Consider the following 20,242-nt stretch of genomic DNA (forward strand, 5'->3'; position numbering starts at 1 on the left):
AGGTGAAACGATTATGAGTATGCGCGCGAACCGTGTTGCAGAACAAATGAAAAAGGAACTCGGCGATATTATCGTTCGTAAACTAAAAGACCCTCGTGTCGGATTTGTTACTGTAACAGATGTTGAAGTAACAGGTGACCTACAACAAGCAACAATTTATATTACTTGCTTAGGTACTGAGAGAGAGCGTCAGGACACATTAAAAGGACTTGAAAAAGCAAAAGGCTTTATTCGTTCTGAAATTGGTCAACGTATTCGTTTAAGAATTACACCAGAATTACTCTTTGAGTTCGACTCATCAGCAGAATATGGTAATAAAATTGACACGCTTTTACGTCAACTACATGAATCAAAAGATCAATAATTGAAACAAGCCTGCAAACCTTTTTATTTGCAGGCTTTTTCTGTCTTTAAAATAAAATTATTTATACTAAAAAGGAGTTGACACGAATGCAACATGGCATACTTCCTCTATGGAAAGAACGGGGAATGACTTCTCACGATTGCGTATTTAAATTACGCAAAATATTGCAAACGAAAAAAGTAGGGCATACAGGTACACTTGACCCAGGTGTAGAAGGTGTTTTGCCGATTTGTATTGGCAATGCAACACGTTTAGCAGAATATTTGACAGACGCAGGTAAAACGTATGAGGCCGTTATTTCAATTGGTACTTCTACAACAACTGAAGATGCTGAAGGGGAAATAGTTGCGGAAGATAGTAGTGTCAAAACTATTTCCCATGAACAATTATTACAGGTACTTGCTAACCTTACTGGAGAAATCTCACAAACACCACCGATGTATTCTGCAGTAAAAGTAAATGGCCGGAAGTTATATGAATACGCTCGACAAGGTCAGATCATCGAACGTCCATCCCGTAATGTGATGATCTACAGCTTGGAACTATTAGATGATGTATTGGTGTATGAAGGAGCTACAATCACTTTCCCAGTCCGCATTGCATGTAGTAAAGGGACATATATTCGAACTTTAGCAGTACAAATAGGTGAAGAGTTAGGATATCCTGCGCATATGGCTTCACTAGTTCGTACAGCTTCTGGGAATTTCAAGAAGGAAGATTGTGTAACAATTTCTGAATTACGTGAAATCGCTGAGGCGGGGGAATTGGATAAAGTAATAATGCCAATTGAGCAAGCATTAACTAATTATCCAACTTTCCAAATTACTGAAGAGAATCATAAGCAAATTACAAATGGACAAGTACTTCCTATGCACCCATCTCTAGAAGAACATGATAAAATAGTATTTGTAGAAAATAGAAGAGCGGTTGCTATTTATATTAAGCATCCAACAAAAGACGGGCTTATGAAGCCAGAAAAAATGTTCCCAGCTGTTGATTAGGAGGCAGTCTTTATGATGAAAGTAATTCAATTAATGTACCCTCACCAAATTAGTCATCCAAATATTGAAGGACCCTATTCGCTTGCAATCGGCTTTTTTGATGGAGTACATCGAGGTCATCAAGCGGTGATTGGGCATGCGAAAAAGCAAGCACACGATAAAAACTTGAAAACAGCTGTTATGACGTTTGATCCTCACCCTTCGATTGTATTAGGCCAAAGTAAAGAACAAGTATTTTATATTACACCTATAAAGCAAAAGCTAGATATCCTTGAAAGTATGGGAGTTGATACGGTATTCGTCGTACGCTTCACTTCGGATTTTGCTAAGCTTAGTCCTAGTAAATTTGTAGATGTATTTATTCGTAATTTAAATGTAAAACATGTGACAGCAGGATTCGACTTTACATTTGGTGCATTTGGTAAAGGAACGATGGAAGATATGGAGTCACTTAGCAATGAAGACTTTGGAGTTACTGTAATTGAAAAGCAAGTTCAAGAAGAGGATAAAATTAGCTCTACTAGAATTCGCAAGTTGTTACAAATGGGTGAAATGGAAGCTGTTCATAGTTTACTAGGAAGACCATTCCAAATTCCAGGTATTGTCGTCCATGGTGATAAACGCGGACGTCAGATTGGTTTTCCAACAGCAAATATTCAAGCGCATGAAGGAACGTTCATACCTGCGAATGGTGTTTATGCTGTTAGAATGCAAGTTCAAAATGAATGGTTCGATGGTGTTTGTAACGTGGGATATAAACCAACATTCAAAAACCCGGATGAAAAAAACTTATCAATAGAAGTACATATTATGGACTTCAACAAAAATATTTATGCTGAAGAAGTACAAATAGATTGGTATAAGCATTTAAGGTCAGAACAAAAGTTTGATGGGATCGATGCGCTAAAAAGGCAAATCGAAATAGATAAGGAAACGGCAATGAAATATTTACGTGAACGTTAGATAATAGTTGATTCTATTAGGCGCTTATGTTACTATTTCATAAGTGAGTTGCTCTAAATGAAGTATTTCATTTGCAACCACTGAACCATTGCTTGGCTTTCGAATCACCAACGTTTGCTCAGCATTTGGGGATATTTCAATTTAGGAGGTGAATAGGATGGCACTAACACAAGAACGCAAAAACGAAATCATTGCTGAATTCCGTGTACACGAAAGTGATACTGGTTCACCAGAAGTTCAAATCGCTATCCTTACGGAAGAGATTAACAACTTAAATGAGCACTTACGTACTCATAAAAAAGACCACCATTCTCGTCGCGGTTTATTCAAAATGGTTGGACGTCGTCGTAACTTATTAAAATATTTACGTGAAAATGACGTACCACGCTACCGTGAAATCATTACTAAACTCGGCTTACGTCGATAACATGCAATTTTGTGAAAGCGGGCTTGTCCCGCTTTTTCTTTATGCTTCAATAAATTAACCTCCTACAACAATTTGAATATAAAGAATTGAAATGTTTCGCATAAGCCTCCCTTTTTTGATAAACTAATAGTACTACATAAATACATGAATAGATGTTTTCTTTGAGAGAGGAGTTCAAATAAATGAACGAAAAAAAGGTTTATACCTATGAATGGGCCGGACGACCTTTACAAATCGAAGTAGGTCAGCTCGCAAAGCAAGCTAATGGATCGGTATTAGTACGTTATGGAGAAACAGTTGTACTATCAAATGCAACAGCTTCAAAACACCCAAAACCATTAGACTTTTTCCCATTAACAGTTAACTATGAAGAAAAATTATATGCAGTTGGTAAGATTCCTGGAGGGTTTATCAAACGTGAAGGACGTCCTTCTGAAAAAGCGGTATTAACATCTCGTTTAATCGACCGTCCAATCCGTCCATTATTCCCAGATGGCTTCCGTAATGAAGTACAAGTAATCTCTATGGTTATGTCTGCTGATCAAGATTGCCCTTCAGAAATGGCAGCTATGCTCGGATCATCACTTGCACTAATGGTTTCTGATATTCCATTTGACGGACCAATCGCAGGTGTCCAAGTTGGGCTTGTTGACGGTGAATTTATCGTAAATCCAACAGTTGCACAATGGGAAAAATCAACAATTAATTTAATTGTTGCTGGTACAAAAGATGCGATTAACATGGTTGAAGCAGGTGCTTTAGAAGTTCCTGAAGAAAAAATGTTAGAAGCTATTATGTTTGGCCATGAAGAAATAAAAAAAATAATTGCTTTCCAAGAAACAATTGCTGCTGAAGTCGGCAAAGAAAAAATGGAAGTAATTTTACACGGAATAAATGAAGAATTATACGCTGAAATCAATGCGGAATTCGGAACTAAGATGGTTGCTGCTATCCAAACTTATGAAAAGCATGCTCGTGAAGAAGCAATTAATGCTGTAAAAGCTGAAGTTGTTGCAAAATACGAAGAAGCTGAAGCAGATGAAGTAACTTTAAAACAAGTAGGCGAAATTCTAGATAAAATGGTGAAAGAAGAAGTTCGCCGTTTAATCACTGAAGATAAAATTCGTCCTGATGGTCGTAAATTAGATGAAATTCGTCCATTATCTTCAGAAGTAAATTTACTTCCAAGAGCACATGGATCTGGCTTGTTTACACGTGGACAAACTCAAGCACTCTCAGTTTGTACTTTAGGCGCACTAGGCGATGTTCAAATTATCGACGGTTTAGGTGTTGAAGAGTCTAAACGCTTCATGCATCATTATAACTTCCCTCAATTCTCAGTAGGAGAAACTGGACCAATTCGTGGACCAGGCCGTCGTGAAATTGGGCATGGTGCGTTAGGTGAACGTGCTTTAGAAGCAGTTATTCCAAATGAAAAAGACTTTCCTTACACAATCCGTTGCGTATCAGAAGTTTTAGAATCTAACGGTTCTACTTCACAAGCAAGTATTTGTGCTTCAACTTTAGCAATGATGGATGCAGGTGTTCCTCTTAAAGCACCAGTTGCAGGTATTGCGATGGGTCTTATTAAAAAAGATGAACATTATTCAATCCTAACTGATATCCAAGGAATGGAAGATCACCTGGGTGATATGGACTTCAAAGTAGCAGGTACTGCAAAAGGTGTTACTGCACTTCAAATGGATATTAAAATTGATGGATTATCAAATCAAATTTTAGAAGAAGCTTTAACTCAAGCAAAAATTGGTCGTATGCATATACTAGAGTCTATGCTTGCAACTATGCCAGAAAGACGTGATCATCTTTCTAAATATGCTCCGAAAATTATCATGGTAAAAATTAACCCAGATAAAATTCGTGATGTTATCGGACCTGGTGGTAAACAAATCAATAAAATCATCGAAGAAACTGGCGTGAAAATTGATACTGAACAAGACGGTACAATTTACATCTCTTCTATTGATGAAGCAATGAATGCACGTGCAAAAGAAATCATTGAAAATATCGTACGTGAAGCAGTTGTAGGCGAATATTATATGGGTAAAGTAAAACGTATCGAAAAATTCGGTGCATTTGTTCAAATCTTCCCAGGTAAAGACGGTTTACTACACATTTCTGAAATTCAAGAAGAGCGCACTAAAGCAGTAGAAGATGTTCTAAAACTAGAAGATGAACTACTTGTAAAAGTCATCGAAATCGACAACCAAGGTCGCGTAAACCTTTCTCGTAAAGTAGTGTTAAAAGAAGAAAAAGAACGCGCAGAGCAAAAGTAAACTGAGGTCTTCCGAAATAGGGGATTCCAATTCAATACTTCTCGCTCACAACTTGAGTGTCTCAACATCATAAATGTTAAAATTATTGAGGTCGTCCGTTTCCAGCAAAACGGCGACCTCTTTTGCTTGTATTAAAAGGAGGAAACTAATTGGTTACAAAACATATTTGTGCTAATGGAGTACGCATCGTTGCGGAAGATATACCGCATGTACGTTCAGTAGCAATGGGGATTTGGGTAAATGTAGGTTCTCGATACGAACAACCGCATGAAAATGGAATGACACACTTCATTGAGCATATGCTATTTAAAGGGACAGATACACGTTCTGCAAAAGATATAGCTGAAGAATTTGATCGTATAGGAGGGCAACTCAATGCCTTCACATCAAAGGAAAATACTTGTTATTATGCAGTTGTTCTTGATCATCATGCAGAAAAAGCAATTGAGATGCTGTCTGATATGTTCTTTCATTCCAAATTTAGTCCTGAAGATATTGACAAGGAAAGACAAGTGATATTAGAAGAAATTGCAATGACTGAAGATGCACCTGACGATGATGTAGATGAAAGATTATGGCAGGCAATGTTTCCGAATAGCGCATTAGGTTCGCCGATACTAGGAACAACAGAAACATTACAAACGTTTAATCGTGAAAATCTTCTAGCATATATGCACAGACATTATCGTCCCGAACAAGTAGTAGTTTCAGTTGCGGGTCATTTGTCACAAACGTTAATTCAAACGATTGAGAAATTATTCAATCAATTCCCAACAACAGCATCATATGAGCCTACAATTTTTACTTCACCAACATTTGTTCCTGCGAAAATCGAAAAGAAGAGTCAAGTAGAACAGTCACATTTGGCATTGGGCTATCCGGGGTTAAGTATGCAAGCACCTAATCTATTAAGCTTAGTTGTGTTAAATAGTGTACTGGGTGATTCTATGTCTTCTCGTTTATTTCAAGAAGTAAGAGAGGAAAAAGCGCTTGCTTATTCCGTCTACTCCTATTATTCTGCGTATCAAGATGCCGGTGCATTTGTTATTTATGCGGGCACTTCGCCGCATCAGCTACCTTTGTTGCAGCAAACAATCACTCGTTCTATTGACACGATATGCAGAGAAGGTATTACTGAAAAAGAATTACTATTTGCAAGAGAACAACTTGAAAGTAATTTGCTTCTTGGATTAGAAACAGCGTATGATTTTATGAGTCGCAATGCTAAGAATGAACTTGTATTTGGTTATGATCGCACGATTGAAAAAGCACTATCTGAACTAAAACAAGTAACTGTACAATCAGTAAATCACATTATTAATGACCATTTAAAACAACCATTTGCAAGCTCCATCATTACACCAGCTAAGGGAAGCAACTAATGCCCTTAGCTTTTTCTTTTGTTCTTTTTTCCTTTGAAGCAAAAAATCACTAAAAACAAAGCAAAAGCATATACATAATATACATGCGAAAAGGAGGGGAAGCATGCTCTTATCAGAGTTAGCTGAAAAAGAATTAATTCAAATGAATGATGGCATACGTTTTGGTATTTTGGCTGAGACAGAATGTTTACTTGACCCAAAAACAGGTCAAATTTTTGGTTTTGAAATGATTCATAAAGGGCATCGAATTCCATTTAAAGCAAAATCACCAAAAATGCAAGAATATATCCCGTGGGATGAAATTGTTCTCATTGGAGAAGATCGAATTCTATTTAATCAAGTAAAGCCAATGAATTCGGGGTTAACAGAATGACCGATGAAAGATGGCTACTTATAGGAACGGACGCACGTTTTAAAAAGCTTGCAGTACAACTTTCAAAACCTCATCGAACCGTTGTATACAAATATACTGACGAGTGGAATGAAGAGCTCTTAATGTTGAGTAAAAAGCTTCAACCAAATCGCATTGTTTTACCTATTCACCCACCTAAATGGTCAGCAGATATGAATAGTTTTTTTAGTGTAGCTGAGAATGCAATGTTGTTTGTTGGAAGAACGACTCCAGACTTTAAACAACAGTTATCTACTACACAAACTGTTTACTACCTAGAAGATGAACAATTTATCTGGCAAAATGCGAAGCTCACTGCAGAAGGGATGCTAAGATCATTCTACGATCATGAACAAAGATCAATGGATGGGCAACACCTCATTATTACAGGCTTTGGAAGAGTCGCAAAGATGACTGCTGCATTATGTAGAGACCTAGGTGCTACAATCCATGTTATGGCACGCTCAGCAACTCAAATATATGAGGCCGAGGCTTTTGGTTATAGAGCTTCTGTTTTGGCGCCTGAGGCTTTTGAAAGTAAATCAGACTACATCATTAATACTATCCCCGTAAAATGGATTACAAGCGCTTTTAGTGAGAGGTTACAATCATCTACTACAGTGTTTGATTTAGCATCAGCACCAGGATGTCTGGCATTTGAAGAACAACCTGATTTTGACTATATACAATTACCAGCATTGCCCGGGAAATTTTTCCCCCAAGATGCTGCAGATTTACTAATTCAAACGATTGAACTGCATAATGCAAAATATAAGGAGGAACATCATGCTTGATGGGAAGCGCATCGGCTTTGGCATAACTGCATCACATTGTACGTATGAAGACGTTGTACCAAAAATCAAACATCTTAGAGATGTAGGCGCGACAGTTGTGCCTATTATTACCCACTCAGTATTGCATGCGGCAACCAGATTTGGTACAGGGGAAGATTGGATTGCAAAAATAGAGGAAGTTTCAGGTCATGAAGTGGTTAAGACAATGGTGGAGGCAGAGCCACTTGGTCCGAGAAATCCACTAGATTGCATGGTGATTGCACCGATGACAGGGAACTCACTCAGTAAATTTGCTAATGCGGCAACAGAATCGCCAGTTCTAATGGCAGCGAAAGCGACACTACGTAACGGTAGCCCAGTTGTCATCGGCGTTTCTACGAATGACGCTTTGGGGTTAAATGGTATGAATCTCATGAAACTCCTAAATACAAAGAATATTTTCTTTATACCATTTGGGCAAGACGACCCATATAAAAAGCCAAATTCATTAATTTCTGATTTTACTAAAATAAATGAAACAATTATAAGTGCGTTAGAAAAGAAACAACTTCAGCCATTATTGATTCAATATACTAAATAATTTAATTTTTATACACAATTATGAAAAATTATGATACAATAGCGCCATTATCAATGTCGAGTTGAGGAGAGATGTATGATGACTAAGCAATATACAGTAGCTGTCGTAGGAGCTACAGGAGCAGTAGGAACGAAAATGATGGAGCAGCTTGCTAAGCGTAAGTTTCCGATTGGTAAGATTAAATTACTAGCTTCCAAAAAATCTGCTGGAAAAGATATTACATTTAACGGTCAGTCATACACGATTGAGGAAGCAACACCTGAAGCATTTGAAGGTGTAGATATTGCGCTATTCAGTGCAGGTGGTGCTGTATCAAAAGTGTTGGCACCAGAAGCTGCAAAACGTGGTGCTGTTGCAATTGATAACACAAGCGCTTTCCGAATGGATCCAGAAGTACCGCTTGTTGTACCTGAAGTAAACCCGGGTGATTTGGCTAAACACAAAGGGATTATTGCCAATCCAAACTGTTCGACAATTCAAATGGTCGCAGCATTAGAGCCAATTAAAAAAGCATTTGGTTTATCAAATGTAATCGTATCTACATATCAAGCAGTATCTGGTTCAGGTATAAATGCCATTGAAGAGCTTAAAACACAAAGTGGTGAGTGGGAAAAAGGTAAAGAAGTGGAAGCCAATGTATTACCAGTTAAAAGCGATAAAAAACATTATCCAATCGCTAGAAACGTTATTCCACAAATTGATGTCTTCACTGAAAATGGCTTCACATACGAAGAGATGAAAATGATTAATGAAACGAAGAAAATTATGCATATGCCAGAGCTTCCTGTAGCAGCAACTTGTGTTCGTGTACCAGTTGTATCAGGACACTCTGAATCTGTTTATATTGAAGTAGAAAAAGATAATGTGTCGGTCGAAGATGTAAAGAAGGTACTTGAAAACGCATCTGGTATTTTACTAGTTGATGATATTACAGCGCAAGGTTATCCAATGCCAATCTATGTAGAAGGCGAAGATGAAGTATTTGTGGGCCGTATTCGCAAAGATTTAGCGAAGGATAATGGCTTCCATTTATGGATTGTTGCTGACAACCTATTAAAGGGTGCGGCACTTAATTCTATCCAAATCGCAGAAGCTTTGATTGATGAAGGTATAATCTAAGGGGGCGTCACATATGAACATAGGGAATGTAGCGACAGCAATGATTACTCCATTTCACGAAGATGGCTCTATACATTATGAAATGGTGGCAAAAGTAGTAGAACATCTAATTGCAACAGGGACTGATTCAATTGTTGTTTGTGGTACAACTGGAGAATCACCAACATTAACACATGAAGAGAAAATGCATCTTATCCAGTTTGTTGTTGAAACCGTACGTAAACGCGTTCCAGTAATTGCTGGTACAGGAAGTAATAATACGGCGGAATCGATTCAAGCAACAAAAGAAGCAGAGGAAGCTGGTGTTGATGGCGTTATGCTCGTGACACCATATTATAATAAGCCTAGCCAACGTGGTATGTATGCTCACTTTGCAGCGATTGCTAAAGAAACAACGTTACCGGTTATGCTTTACAATGTTCCAGGACGTTCAATAGTAAATCTACTACCTGAAACGATTCTAGAATTAAGTAAAATATCAAATATTCAAATTGTGAAAGAAGCAAGTGGTAGTCTTGATCAAATGACAGAAATTCTAGCAGGCGCACCTACAGGTTTCAAAGTTTACTCAGGTGATGATGGTTTAACTTTACCACTTTTAGCAGTTGGAGGATCTGGTATCATTTCTGTAGCAGCACATGTTGTTGGTGAAGATATGCAGAAAATGATCCAAGCTTTTAAAGAGGGGCGTCATAAGGACTCAGCGTTTATACATCAAGCATTACTCCCTTTAATACGTGCTTTGTTCGCAACTCCGAATCCTACTGCGGTTAAATATGCTCTTAGTAAATTAAATATTGCGTCTGAAACAGTTAGGTTGCCTTTAGTGGAAATGACTGAACAAGAAAAAGTACATTTTGATATAATTTGGGAACATTATTTAGTAAAACAAAAACAGTTCCAATAAAAAAATGGAATGGGTGATAAAACCCATTCTTTTTTTGTTTGTGAAAACGGTCTACTACCGATATAATAAAAACAAGTGGATGCTGTTCGGGATTATTTTTAGGAGGAAAACAAGTGGTTAAAACAAAAAATGAAGTAATACGAGTAATACCTCTAGGTGGGGTTAGTGAAATCGGCAAAGCAATGTATGTCGTTGAAATTGATGACGAGCTATTTGTAGTCGATAGTGGACTAATGTTTCCAGAGGATGAAATGTTAGGAATTGATTTTGTTATTCCGGACATTTCATATTTAGAAGAAAATAAAACAAGAGTAAAAGGAATCTTCTTAACACATGGTCATGAAGATGCAATTGGCTCAATTGCGTACCTATTACAAAAAGTCAATGCACCAGTGTATGGTTCAAAACTTACAATTGCTTTAGCGAAAGAACATTTAAAAGAATTGCCCGCGCCACAACAAGTGAAGTTTTTTGAAGTAACAAGCAAAAGTCGTATGAATTTCCAAACGACATATGTGACATTTTTCCATACAACTCATAGTATTCCAGATTCACTTGGCGTTGCATTCCATACATCTGAAGGTGCAATCGTACACACTGGTGAATTTAAATTTGACCAATCAGCACAAGGGAAGTACAAACCCGATATCGCTAAAATGGCTGGTCTAGGTGAAGAGGGTGTCTTCATCTTAATGTCTGATTCAACAGAAGCAGAACGCCCAGGATATACAATCTCAGAATCAATTATCCGTGAAAGATTATCAAAAACATTCCATCGTGCAGAAGGAAGAATCCTTGTAGCACTGTATGCATCAAACTTCATCCGTATTCAACAAGTATTTGACCAAGCCGCAGCATCAAACCGTAAAATTGCTGTTGTAGGTCGTAGCCTAGAAAATGTTTTTGAAGTAGGTATGCGTTTAGGTTATCTTTCTGTTGATCCAGAAAGAATTATTCCAGTAAGTAAAATCAATGATTACCCTGAAAATGAAATTGTTGCAATTGTAACAGGTAATCAAGGTGAGCCTTTAGAAGGTCTTGAGAAAATCATTCGTAAGCATCATCGTGATATTCGCATTAAACCTTCTGATACTGTATTAATTACTTTCACACCTTCTCCAGGTATGGAAGTGCAAATTGCTGAAACAATGAATAGCCTTGCCAAAGCAGGTGCTAAAGTAATGTCAGCCGATAAAAAGGTACATGTATCTGGGCATGGTTCGCAAGAAGACCTTAAATTAATGCTTAATCTTATGAAACCAAAGTACTTTATTCCTATTCAAGGGGAATATCGTATGTTAATAGCACACTCTAAACTTGCTCAAGAAACAGGTCTATCGAAAGCGCAAATTTTCATCGCTGATAAAGGCGATATTGTAGAATACAAAAACGGTAAAATGCGTATGAGCGGCCGTGTAACTGCTGGTAATGTTTTAATAGATGGCATTGGCGTTGGTGATGTGGGTAACATCGTTTTACGCGATCGTAAATTATTAAGTCAAGATGGTATCTTTATTGTTGTTGTTACTATTGACCGCCAACATAAGAAAATTGCTTCAGGTCCGGAAATTTTATCTAGAGGATTCGTATATGTTCGTGAATCAGAAGAACTAATGGAAGAGTCTGCAGCACTAGTGAAGAATGTTGTCGAAAAGTATGTGAATAAAGGTACGTACGAATGGACAAACATTAAACAAGAAATCCGCGATACGCTAAATTCCTATTTATTCCAAAAAACGAAGCGCCGCCCAATGATCATCCCGATTATTATGGAATATTAATGCGTAGCGGATACAAAGGATTTCCTAGCCGATTTATGGTGGGAAATCCTTTTTTCCTTTAAAAGAGAAAGGCAGGTCCGGAAATTGGCTATAAAAAAGAAAAAAGAAACAAAACCTAAAAAGCCAGAACAAAAACTTACCATGCATCCTCTGATGTATGAAATCATCGGCCTCCTATTAGTAGGAATCGCCATCATTACATTCTTTGAATATGGCTTAGTTGGACGATTCTTTCAAACAGCTGCTTTATTTTTATTTGGTAATTGGTCAATTGCTGTACCGTTTATGCTTATTCTTAGTGCTCTTATTTTAATGATTCGTAGAACCGTTCCGAATATGAAAAATCGAACAATTCTAGGTTGTGCTTTTATTCTAGGGAGTTTAGCTTTATTCAGTCATATTGCACTGTTTGAACAATTACTAAATGGAAATGGAATTGGAAGTAATTCCGTATTAAAAGAAACATGGAGAATACTCATAACGAGTGGTGGTATTGAAGAACGTAGTCAAGCACTTGGTGGGGGAATGGTCGGCGCTTTATTATTTGCATGCTTCTTTGTTTTATTTGACTCTGCTGGAGCGTCTATTGCTAGTTGGTTAATGTTATGTATTGGGATGATTTTATTAACTGGGAAGGCATTAGTTCCATACTTAATGCAAAAGACACCTGAATGGCAAACTAAATGGAGAGAACGACGTGCCCAAGCGAAAAGCGCGAAACAAGCAAAAAGGTCTCCGCAAAAACAAGAGGCGCCAAAAGCTACATCACGTCGCGCTCGTAAATCTGTAAAAGATGAAGCGACGCAACAAATTGAAGAAAATCTTGAAGCTGCCACAGACGTAGAGCTTCCTGTCCATAAGGAACCGTTTATTTCAGCTTTTACACAACGTGTTGAAGAAACTGAAGTAAAACCACAGGAAATAAAACCAGAAGAAGAAATAGAGATTCAACCAATGGCGGGTGATGAGGTTATTGAAAATGTCAATTACCAATTACCGGCAATGTCTTTATTAAAAGCACCACCACATGTTGATCAAAGTGGAGAATTTACATTGATTCAAGCAAATGCACGAAAACTGGAACAAACTTTTCAATCGTTTGGTGTGAAAGCAACTGTAACACAAGTCCATTTAGGTCCAGCTGTTACAGAGTATGAAGTACTTCCAGATAAAGGGGTTAAAGTAAGTAAAATTGTCGGCTTGCAAGACGATTTAGCATTAGCATTAGCAGCTGAAGATATACGTATTGAAGCACCTATTCCTGGGAAATCGGCTGTCGGTATCGAGGTACCAAACAAAGAAGTGGCAATTGTTAGTTTGCGTGAAGTATTAGAGGCAAAAGAAAATAATCAACCTAATGCCAAACTACTAATTGGTTTAGGGAGAGACATTACGGGTGAAGCGAAGTTGGCCCAGTTAAATAAAATGCCACATTTATTGGTAGCTGGTTCAACAGGTAGCGGTAAAAGTGTTTGTATTAATGGCATCATAGTAAGTATATTAATGCGTGCAAAACCTCATGAAGTGAAACTCATGATGATTGACCCGAAAATGGTTGAGCTAAATGTTTATAATGGCATTCCGCATCTGTTAGCACCAGTTGTTACAGATGCACGTAAAGCTTCTCAAGCTTTGAAAAAGGTTGTATCTGAAATGGAACGCCGCTATGACCTGTTTTCACATACAGGAACACGTAATATTGAAGGCTACAATGGACATGTTGATGCGTTTAATGCCGAAAATGATGAGAAGCATCCCAAATTACCATTTATCGTCGTCATTGTTGATGAGCTAGCGGATTTAATGATGGTTGCCTCGAGTGATGTAGAAGATTCCATTACTAGACTTGCCCAAATGGCACGTGCAGCAGGTATCCACTTAATTATTGCGACACAAAGACCAAGTGTCGATGTCATTACGGGTGTCATTAAGGCAAATATACCATCTCGAATTGCTTTTGCAGTATCATCTTCAATTGATTCTCGTACCATTTTAGATATGGGCGGAGCAGAACGTCTTCTTGGAAGAGGGGATATGCTATTTTTACCAGCAGGACAATCGAAACCTGTTCGAGTCCAAGGGGCCTTTTTATCAGATAATGAAGTACAGGATGTTGTTGATTTTGTTATTAGTCAACAAAAAGCACAATACCAAGAAGAGATGATACCGACTGAAGAGGACGATTTAAAGAACTTAGATGACACAGATGATTTGTATGAAGAGGCAGTACAATTAGTAATGGATCAAGAAACGGCATCGGTATCATATTTGCAAAGAAAGCTAAAAGTGGGGTATGCAAGAGCGGCTCGTATAATGGATCAGATGGAAGAAAGAGGAGTTGTAGGGCCTGCTGAAAAAAGCAAGCCGCGTCAAGTTCTTATCGGAAAATGATAATGGTAAAATTTTCTGTATCAAAAAAATACTAAAATAACTACAGATGTAAAAAAAAAAAACTGTTTTAGCACAGTTTTTAAAAAAACCTATTTATTTACCTAAATAATAATGGTATAGTAACGAATTAGTAGGAATGTTTTACGTCAGATGTCTGATCTCTCTAGGTGGTGGTATGTATGACGATTAAAACAGATAGTCGGCATTTGTATCTCCAAGTAATCGATCGTTTGAAAGAAGATATTGAAAAAGGAGTTTTTAAAGCAAAAGAAAAACTCCCATCTGAATTCGAATTATCCAAAAAACTTGGAGTCAGTCGTGCCACTCTACGTGAGGCACTTAGACTGTTGGAAGAAGAAAACATCATTGTTCGTCGACATGGAGTGGGAACATTTGTGAATCCAAAACCTGTGTTTACATCAGGAATTGAACATTTATCAAGTATTTCTTCTATGATCATAAATGCTGGAATGGAACCCGGAACAAACTATTTAAGTTCATTCGGGTTGCCAGCTTCTGAGGATGATGTAAAACGCTTTCATTGCGAAAAAGATGAAACTATCATATCAATTGAAAGAGTTCGTACTGCGAACGGAGAGCCCGTAGTCTATTGTGTAGACCAAGTACCTTCAAAGTATTTGCCTAATGATTTTTCAAATCGTGAAGATTCTTCAATCTTTTCTGCGATAGAGGAATCTGGTGATATTCATGTCGCGTATGCAATCACATATATCGATCCGGTTGGTTATCATAACCAAGCATCTCCAATTTTAGAGTGTGAGCCTGAAACAGCTCTCCTCGTTTTAAAACAGCTCCACTATGATGATAACGATCAAGTGGTGTTATATTCTAAAAACTATTTTAGAGCTGATAAATTCAGCTTCCATGTAGTTCGAAAACGTGTGTAAAACTGTATGCATTCCTGCTAACATCAAACACTTTTGGGGGGACTCCAAATGAAAAAACGTAAATTTGGCTTAGCACTTTCAGTCGTATTAGCTGCTGGTACTTTATTAGGTGCATGTGGTTCTAAAGATGATACATCTAAAGGCGACAAAGAAGACAATTTCTCACTTGCAATGGTAACTGACGTTGGTGGTGTGGATGACAAATCATTCAACCAATCGGCTTGGGAAGGTATCCAAAAATTTGGTAAAGACAATGGTTTGAAAAAAGGTGACGGTGGTTATGACTATAAACAATCTTCGTCTGATGCTGATTACAATCCAAACTTAACTAGTATGATTCGTCGTAACTTCGACCTAATATTCGGTGTTGGTTTTATGATGGCTGATTCTGTAAAAGAAGTTGCTGAACAAAAACCAAATTCTCAATTCTCAATTATTGATGCTGAAGTTGATGCTCCAAACGTAGCTTCTATCTTGTTCAAAGAGCAAGAAGGCGCTTTCCTTGCAGGTGTAGCTGCAGCTAGCGTTACAAAATCTAACAAAATCGGTTTTGTAGGTGGTATGGATATTCCGGTTATTAATCGCTTCCATGCTGGATTTGTTGAAGGTGTTAAAGCAGTAAACCCAGATATTACAGTTGATGCTCAATATACTGGTGCTTTTGATAAAGCAGAGCTTGGTAAAACTACTGCTAATCGTATGTATTCTACAGGCGTAGATGTAATTTTCCACGCTGCTGGTGCAACAGGTAATGGTGTATTCACTGAAGCAAAAGAACGTAAAGCTAAAGACCCTAATGCGAATGTATGGGTAATCGGCGTAGATGCTGACCAATACAAAGAAGGGCAAGTTAACGATAAATCTAATGTTACTTTAACTTCCGTTCTGAAACGTGTTGATGTTGCAGTACAAGACGTTGCAAAACAAGCAAAAGAAGGTAAATTCCCAGGTGGAGAAACTGTAGTATACGGTTTAGCAGATAATGGTATGGCATTAGCAGATTCACATGGTGCTATTTCAGAGGATATTATGAAAAAAATCGATGATTATGCTAAACAAATTGCTGACGGTACAATTAAAGTTCCAGAAAAAGTAGAAAAGAAAAAGTAATAATTTAACTTAAGTCGTCATCATAAAGACTAGTTAAGTACAAGTCTTTATGATGACTTTTATCTGAAAAAATTTAATAGATAAAAGTTTTTGATAATTTCAAAATCTTTCCTGTGTTAATTTTTTTAACCTATGTTAATTTATTAATAACAACAAATATAATTTACAGTGTCCAAGGGAGTGAACACATTGGAATATGTGATAGAAATGCTAGATATTCGAAAGCAATTCGGATCTTTTGTAGCAAATGATAATATCACCCTTCAGCTGAAAAAAGGTGAAATTCATGCATTGCTTGGTGAAAATGGTGCAGGGAAATCGACTTTAATGAACGTGCTTTTCGGACTTTATCAACCTGAAGCTGGCGAAATTCGTGTGAATGGAAAGAAAGTTAAAATTTCTAATCCTAACGTAGCGAATGACCTAGGTATTGGAATGGTTCATCAACACTTCATGTTAGTTGAAAATTTTACAGTAACAGAAAATATTATTTTAGGTAGTGAGCCTACTAAAAATGGCATCGTTAATATCAAAGATGCTGCGAAAAAAGTACAAGCTCTATCTGAAAAATATGGATTGAATGTAGATCCATATGCGAAAATAGAGGACATTTCTGTCGGTATGCAACAACGTGTAGAAATTATTAAAACGTTGTATCGTGGGGCAGAAAATATTATTTTCGATGAACCTACAGCATCATTAACACCACAAGAAATTTCAGAATTGATTCAAATTATGAAACGTTTGATTGCAGAAGGTAAATCTATTATCTTAATCACTCATAAATTGCAAGAAATTATGGAAGTTTCAGATAGAGTGACTATTATCCGTAAAGGACAAGGCATTGGAACGGTAACAACTTCTGAAACATCACCAAATCAATTAGCAGAGTTAATGGTTGGACGTCAAGTTGAATTTAAAACAAAAAAAATAGAAGCCAATCCTAAAGAAGAAATTTTGAAAATTGAAAACTTAGTCGTAACTGACTACCGAAATATTGAAAAAGTGAAAGGTTTGAATCTTTCGATACGTAGCGGTGAAATTGTCGGTATTGCCGGTATTGATGGTAACGGACAGTCCGAATTAATAGAAGCGATAACAGGACTTCGTAAAGTGAAGTCAGGTACAGTTTCATTAAATAATCAAAATATAACTAATCTAAAACCACGTGATATTACGGAATCTGGTGTTGGGCATATCCCACAAGATCGTCATAAACACGGATTAGTATTAGATTTTCCAATCGGTCACAATATCGCACTTCAAACTTATTACAAGTCTCCAATCGCAAAAGCTGGAATAATAGATTATAGCAAAATATCTGAACTTGCGCAAAAGATAATGAAAGAATACGATGTTCGCTCAGGTCATGGTGAAGTTACACCAGCTCGTGCATTATCAGGTGGTAATCAACAAAAAGCAATTATCGGTCGTGAAGTAGATAGAAATCCAGATTTACTAATTGCTGCATTGCCAACACGTGGCTTGGATGTTGGAGCCATTGAGTTTATTCACCAACGCCTAATTGAACAACGTGATAAAGGAAAGGCAGTATTATTAATTTCATTTGAATTGGATGAAGTTATGAATGTTTCTGATAGAATTGCAGTTATATATGAAGGTCAAATTATCGATACTGTGAAGCCAAATGAAACGACTGAACAAGAGTTAGGTCTATTAATGGCAGGACAAGGTCGACAATCTAATAATGGACAAGTAAAGGAAGGTGACGAATAACATGTCGAAGAAATTGACTAATATCCTCGTCCCTGTGATTTCAGTAATTCTAGGCTTAATTGTCGGTGCAATTGTTATGCTTGTAAGTGGTTATGACCCTGTAGAAGGTTATATTGCTCTTTGGGAAGGTATCTTTGGGGATATGTTTACTATTGGTGGCACTATCCGCCAAATTACGCCATATATATTGGCAGGTTTAGCGGTAGCATTTGCGTTCCGCACAGGTTTATTTAATATTGGTGTTGAAGGTCAATTAATTATGGGGTGGTTAGCAGCTGCATATGTAGGATATGCTTTCGAACTACCAGCTATTATTCACCTTCCATTAGCTATAATAGCTGCTGCAGTAGCAGGAGCACTATGGGCGTTTATCCCAGGTTTATTAAAGGCGAAATTACAAGTGCATGAAGTTATCGTCACAATTATGATGAACTATATTGCTCTACATGTATCAAATGCAGTGATTAAATCACTTTCTGATAATGGAGAAAAAACACCGATGATTCATGAATCGGCATCATTGCGATCGACTTTTTTAGATACGTTTACTGATTATTCACGTATGCATTACGGTATTATAATCGCTTTAGTAATGGTTGTCGTTATGTGGTTCATTTTAGAGAAAACAAAACGTGGTTTCGAGCTTAAAGCAGTTGGTTTCAATCAAAATGCTTCTGAATATGCTGGTATGAATGTTAAAAATAATATTATTCTTGCTATGGTTATTTCGGGTGCGTTTGCCGGTCTTGCAGGTGCAATGGAAGCGCTTGGAACATTCGGTAACATTTCAGTTAAAGGTGGCTTTACTGGTATTGGATTTGATGGTATTGCGGTAGCTTTACTCGGTGCCAATACACCATTTGGAGTATTATTAGGTGCAATATTATTCGGTGCATTGAAATTCGGTTCATTAAATATGCCAAACGTCGGCATACCTTTAGAAATAGTTTCGATAGTAATAGCATTAGTTATTTTCTTTGTAGCTTCAGGTTATATCATTAGATTATTCCTTGAACGATTGAGCAAGAAAAAGGAGGCGAAATAGCATGAGCTTTTTGGAAGTGTTATATTTCCTTGTTCCTACTGCGATTTTCTATGCAGCGCCTCTTATTTTAACGGCTGTCGGTGGTGTATTCTCCGAACGTTCTGGCGTAGTTAATATAGGACTTGAAGGTTTAATGGTTATAGGTGCGTTTGCTGGGATTGTATTCAACTTAACGTATGTTGATACATTTGGAGCTTGGACACCTTGGATTGCATTATTAGTAGCAGGACTTGCTGCTGGTATTTTCTCAATATTACATGCAGTAGCAGCTATTTCATTCCGTGCCGATCAAACGATTTCAGGGGTAGCCATCAATTTGCTTGGTCTTGCAATAGCATTATTCTCTGTGAAAATGCTTTACGATAAAGGGCAAACAGATATGATTAAAGTTCGTTTCCCACGCTTTAATATTCCTTATCTAGAGGATATTCCGTTAATCGGTCCTATGTTCTTTAAGGATGTTTATGGTACCTCAATTCTAGCAATTGCAGTAGCGATTCTTGCTTGGGTGATTATTTATAAGACACCATTTGGTTTGCGTTTACGTGCAGTTGGGGAACATCCAACTGCGGCAGATACGATGGGTATTAATGTAACGAAAATGCGTTACATCGCCGTTATCATTTCAGGTGTTTTAGGTGGTATTGGTGGTGCAATCTATTCGCAAACAATTTCTGGTGACTTTGGTCACGGAACAATTAATGGGCAAGGGTTCATGGCTCTTGCGGCAATGATTTTCGGTAAATGGCATCCACTAGGTGCCTTAGGAGCTGCAATTTTCTTCGGATTTGCGCAATCTTTAAGTATAGCAGGGAACTCGATTCCATATATTCAAGACATTCCATCTGTATACTTACACATTTTACCTTATGTATTAACAATCTTCGCTGTAGCTGGCTTTATTGGTAAAGCACATGCACCAAAAGCAGTTGGTCAACCATATATTAAAGGTAAGCGTTAATTTTCATTTAAAAGAAAGGACTGGGCATTAGCCTAGTCTTTTTCTTTGTGAATAAAGACTCTTTAATAGCAAGACTTAATACTCACT

General features: G+C 37.4%; 18 protein-coding genes. All 18 read left to right on the forward strand.

Going from position 1 to position 20,242, the window contains the following annotated elements:
- Positions 1–13: 13 nt before the first annotated feature.
- The 18 genes from rbfA to ACQKM9_RS03095 all read left to right on the forward strand — a co-directional run bounded on the left by rbfA (position 14) and on the right by ACQKM9_RS03095 (position 20,155).
- Positions 14–364 (forward strand): 30S ribosome-binding factor RbfA, encoded by a 351-nt coding sequence (gene rbfA / locus ACQKM9_RS03010; RefSeq protein WP_427732508.1) that lies wholly within the window; start codon positions 14–16, stop codon positions 362–364.
- Positions 365–450: 86 nt separating this feature from the next.
- Complete coding sequence (gene truB, locus ACQKM9_RS03015) at positions 451–1,365, forward strand: tRNA pseudouridine(55) synthase TruB (RefSeq protein WP_427732510.1); 915 nt, start codon at positions 451–453, stop codon at positions 1,363–1,365.
- A gap of 15 nt (positions 1,366–1,380) precedes the next feature.
- Positions 1,381–2,328, forward strand: a complete 948-nt coding sequence (ribF, locus tag ACQKM9_RS03020) for a riboflavin biosynthesis protein RibF (RefSeq protein ID WP_427732803.1) — start codon at positions 1,381–1,383, stop codon at positions 2,326–2,328.
- 157 nt (positions 2,329–2,485) lie between these two features.
- Positions 2,486–2,755: a 30S ribosomal protein S15 gene (rpsO, locus tag ACQKM9_RS03025; protein WP_053417428.1), complete on the forward strand. Its 270-nt coding sequence runs from the start codon at positions 2,486–2,488 to the stop codon at positions 2,753–2,755.
- Positions 2,756–2,937: 182 nt separating this feature from the next.
- Positions 2,938–5,049, forward strand: coding sequence for a polyribonucleotide nucleotidyltransferase (pnp, locus tag ACQKM9_RS03030; RefSeq protein ID WP_427732512.1), 2,112 nt, complete (start codon positions 2,938–2,940; stop codon positions 5,047–5,049).
- Between the two features lie 149 nt (positions 5,050–5,198).
- Positions 5,199–6,431 (forward strand): M16 family metallopeptidase, encoded by a 1,233-nt coding sequence (locus ACQKM9_RS03035; RefSeq protein ID WP_427732514.1) that lies wholly within the window; start codon positions 5,199–5,201, stop codon positions 6,429–6,431.
- Between the two features lie 103 nt (positions 6,432–6,534).
- Positions 6,535–6,804 (forward strand): YlmC/YmxH family sporulation protein, encoded by a 270-nt coding sequence (locus tag ACQKM9_RS03040; RefSeq protein ID WP_038184249.1) that lies wholly within the window; start codon positions 6,535–6,537, stop codon positions 6,802–6,804.
- Positions 6,801–7,616, forward strand: coding sequence for an NAD(P)-dependent oxidoreductase (locus tag ACQKM9_RS03045; protein ID WP_427732516.1), 816 nt, complete (start codon positions 6,801–6,803; stop codon positions 7,614–7,616). Before ACQKM9_RS03040 ends, ACQKM9_RS03045 begins: the two co-directional genes overlap by 4 nt.
- A complete protein-coding gene (locus ACQKM9_RS03050; protein WP_427732518.1) occupies positions 7,609–8,196 on the forward strand; it encodes a dipicolinate synthase subunit B in 588 nt (195 codons plus the stop codon). The genes ACQKM9_RS03045 and ACQKM9_RS03050 overlap by 8 nt, the downstream gene beginning before the upstream one ends.
- A 78-nt stretch (positions 8,197–8,274) precedes the next feature.
- Positions 8,275–9,315 carry an aspartate-semialdehyde dehydrogenase gene (locus ACQKM9_RS03055; RefSeq protein WP_427732520.1) on the forward strand — a complete coding sequence of 347 codons (1,041 nt, stop codon included), beginning with the start codon at positions 8,275–8,277 and terminating at the stop codon, positions 9,313–9,315.
- A 13-nt stretch (positions 9,316–9,328) separates the two neighbouring features.
- Positions 9,329–10,222, forward strand: coding sequence for a 4-hydroxy-tetrahydrodipicolinate synthase (gene dapA / locus ACQKM9_RS03060; RefSeq protein ID WP_427732522.1), 894 nt, complete (start codon positions 9,329–9,331; stop codon positions 10,220–10,222).
- 113 nt (positions 10,223–10,335) lie between these two features.
- Positions 10,336–12,003 carry a ribonuclease J gene (locus tag ACQKM9_RS03065; protein WP_193738753.1) on the forward strand — a complete coding sequence of 556 codons (1,668 nt, stop codon included), beginning with the start codon at positions 10,336–10,338 and terminating at the stop codon, positions 12,001–12,003.
- Between the two features lie 141 nt (positions 12,004–12,144).
- Positions 12,145–14,394 (forward strand): DNA translocase FtsK, encoded by a 2,250-nt coding sequence (locus ACQKM9_RS03070; protein WP_427732805.1) that lies wholly within the window; start codon positions 12,145–12,147, stop codon positions 14,392–14,394.
- A 179-nt stretch (positions 14,395–14,573) separates the two neighbouring features.
- Positions 14,574–15,302: a GntR family transcriptional regulator gene (locus ACQKM9_RS03075; protein WP_427732524.1), complete on the forward strand. Its 729-nt coding sequence runs from the start codon at positions 14,574–14,576 to the stop codon at positions 15,300–15,302.
- 48 nt (positions 15,303–15,350) lie between these two features.
- Positions 15,351–16,412 carry a BMP family lipoprotein gene (locus ACQKM9_RS03080; RefSeq protein ID WP_427732526.1) on the forward strand — a complete coding sequence of 354 codons (1,062 nt, stop codon included), beginning with the start codon at positions 15,351–15,353 and terminating at the stop codon, positions 16,410–16,412.
- Between the two features lie 189 nt (positions 16,413–16,601).
- Positions 16,602–18,149 (forward strand): ABC transporter ATP-binding protein, encoded by a 1,548-nt coding sequence (locus ACQKM9_RS03085; protein ID WP_427732528.1) that lies wholly within the window; start codon positions 16,602–16,604, stop codon positions 18,147–18,149.
- Position 18,150: 1 nt separating this feature from the next.
- Positions 18,151–19,194, forward strand: coding sequence for an ABC transporter permease (locus ACQKM9_RS03090; protein ID WP_427732530.1), 1,044 nt, complete (start codon positions 18,151–18,153; stop codon positions 19,192–19,194).
- 1 nt (position 19,195) lies between these two features.
- A complete protein-coding gene (locus ACQKM9_RS03095; RefSeq protein ID WP_427732532.1) occupies positions 19,196–20,155 on the forward strand; it encodes an ABC transporter permease in 960 nt (319 codons plus the stop codon).
- The last annotated feature ends 87 nt before the right edge of the window (positions 20,156–20,242 follow it).

This window comes from Viridibacillus sp. NPDC093762 (genome assembly GCF_050279675.1).
Lineage (GTDB): Bacteria > Bacillota > Bacilli > Bacillales_A > Planococcaceae > Viridibacillus.

Bases quoted from the DNA above. Each gene is read 5' to 3' on its own strand.
- pnp (WP_427732512.1), top strand. From the start codon at position 2,938: ATGAACGAAAAAAAGGTTTATACCTATGAATGGGCCGGACGACCTTTA.
- ribF (WP_427732803.1), top strand. From the start codon at position 1,381: ATGAAAGTAATTCAATTAATGTACCCTCACCAAATTAGTCATCCAAAT.
- truB (WP_427732510.1), top strand. From the start codon at position 451: ATGCAACATGGCATACTTCCTCTATGGAAAGAACGGGGAATGACTTCT.
- ACQKM9_RS03095 (WP_427732532.1), top strand. From the start codon at position 19,196: ATGAGCTTTTTGGAAGTGTTATATTTCCTTGTTCCTACTGCGATTTTC.
- ACQKM9_RS03055 (WP_427732520.1), top strand. From the start codon at position 8,275: ATGACTAAGCAATATACAGTAGCTGTCGTAGGAGCTACAGGAGCAGTA.
- ACQKM9_RS03045 (WP_427732516.1), top strand. From the start codon at position 6,801: ATGACCGATGAAAGATGGCTACTTATAGGAACGGACGCACGTTTTAAA.
- ACQKM9_RS03080 (WP_427732526.1), top strand. From the start codon at position 15,351: ATGAAAAAACGTAAATTTGGCTTAGCACTTTCAGTCGTATTAGCTGCT.
- rbfA (WP_427732508.1), top strand. From the start codon at position 14: ATGAGTATGCGCGCGAACCGTGTTGCAGAACAAATGAAAAAGGAACTC.
- ACQKM9_RS03040 (WP_038184249.1), top strand. From the start codon at position 6,535: ATGCTCTTATCAGAGTTAGCTGAAAAAGAATTAATTCAAATGAATGAT.
- ACQKM9_RS03050 (WP_427732518.1), top strand. From the start codon at position 7,609: ATGCTTGATGGGAAGCGCATCGGCTTTGGCATAACTGCATCACATTGT.
- ACQKM9_RS03070 (WP_427732805.1), top strand. From the start codon at position 12,145: ATGCATCCTCTGATGTATGAAATCATCGGCCTCCTATTAGTAGGAATC.
- ACQKM9_RS03090 (WP_427732530.1), top strand. From the start codon at position 18,151: ATGTCGAAGAAATTGACTAATATCCTCGTCCCTGTGATTTCAGTAATT.
- dapA (WP_427732522.1), top strand. From the start codon at position 9,329: ATGAACATAGGGAATGTAGCGACAGCAATGATTACTCCATTTCACGAA.
- ACQKM9_RS03075 (WP_427732524.1), top strand. From the start codon at position 14,574: ATGACGATTAAAACAGATAGTCGGCATTTGTATCTCCAAGTAATCGAT.
- rpsO (WP_053417428.1), top strand. From the start codon at position 2,486: ATGGCACTAACACAAGAACGCAAAAACGAAATCATTGCTGAATTCCGT.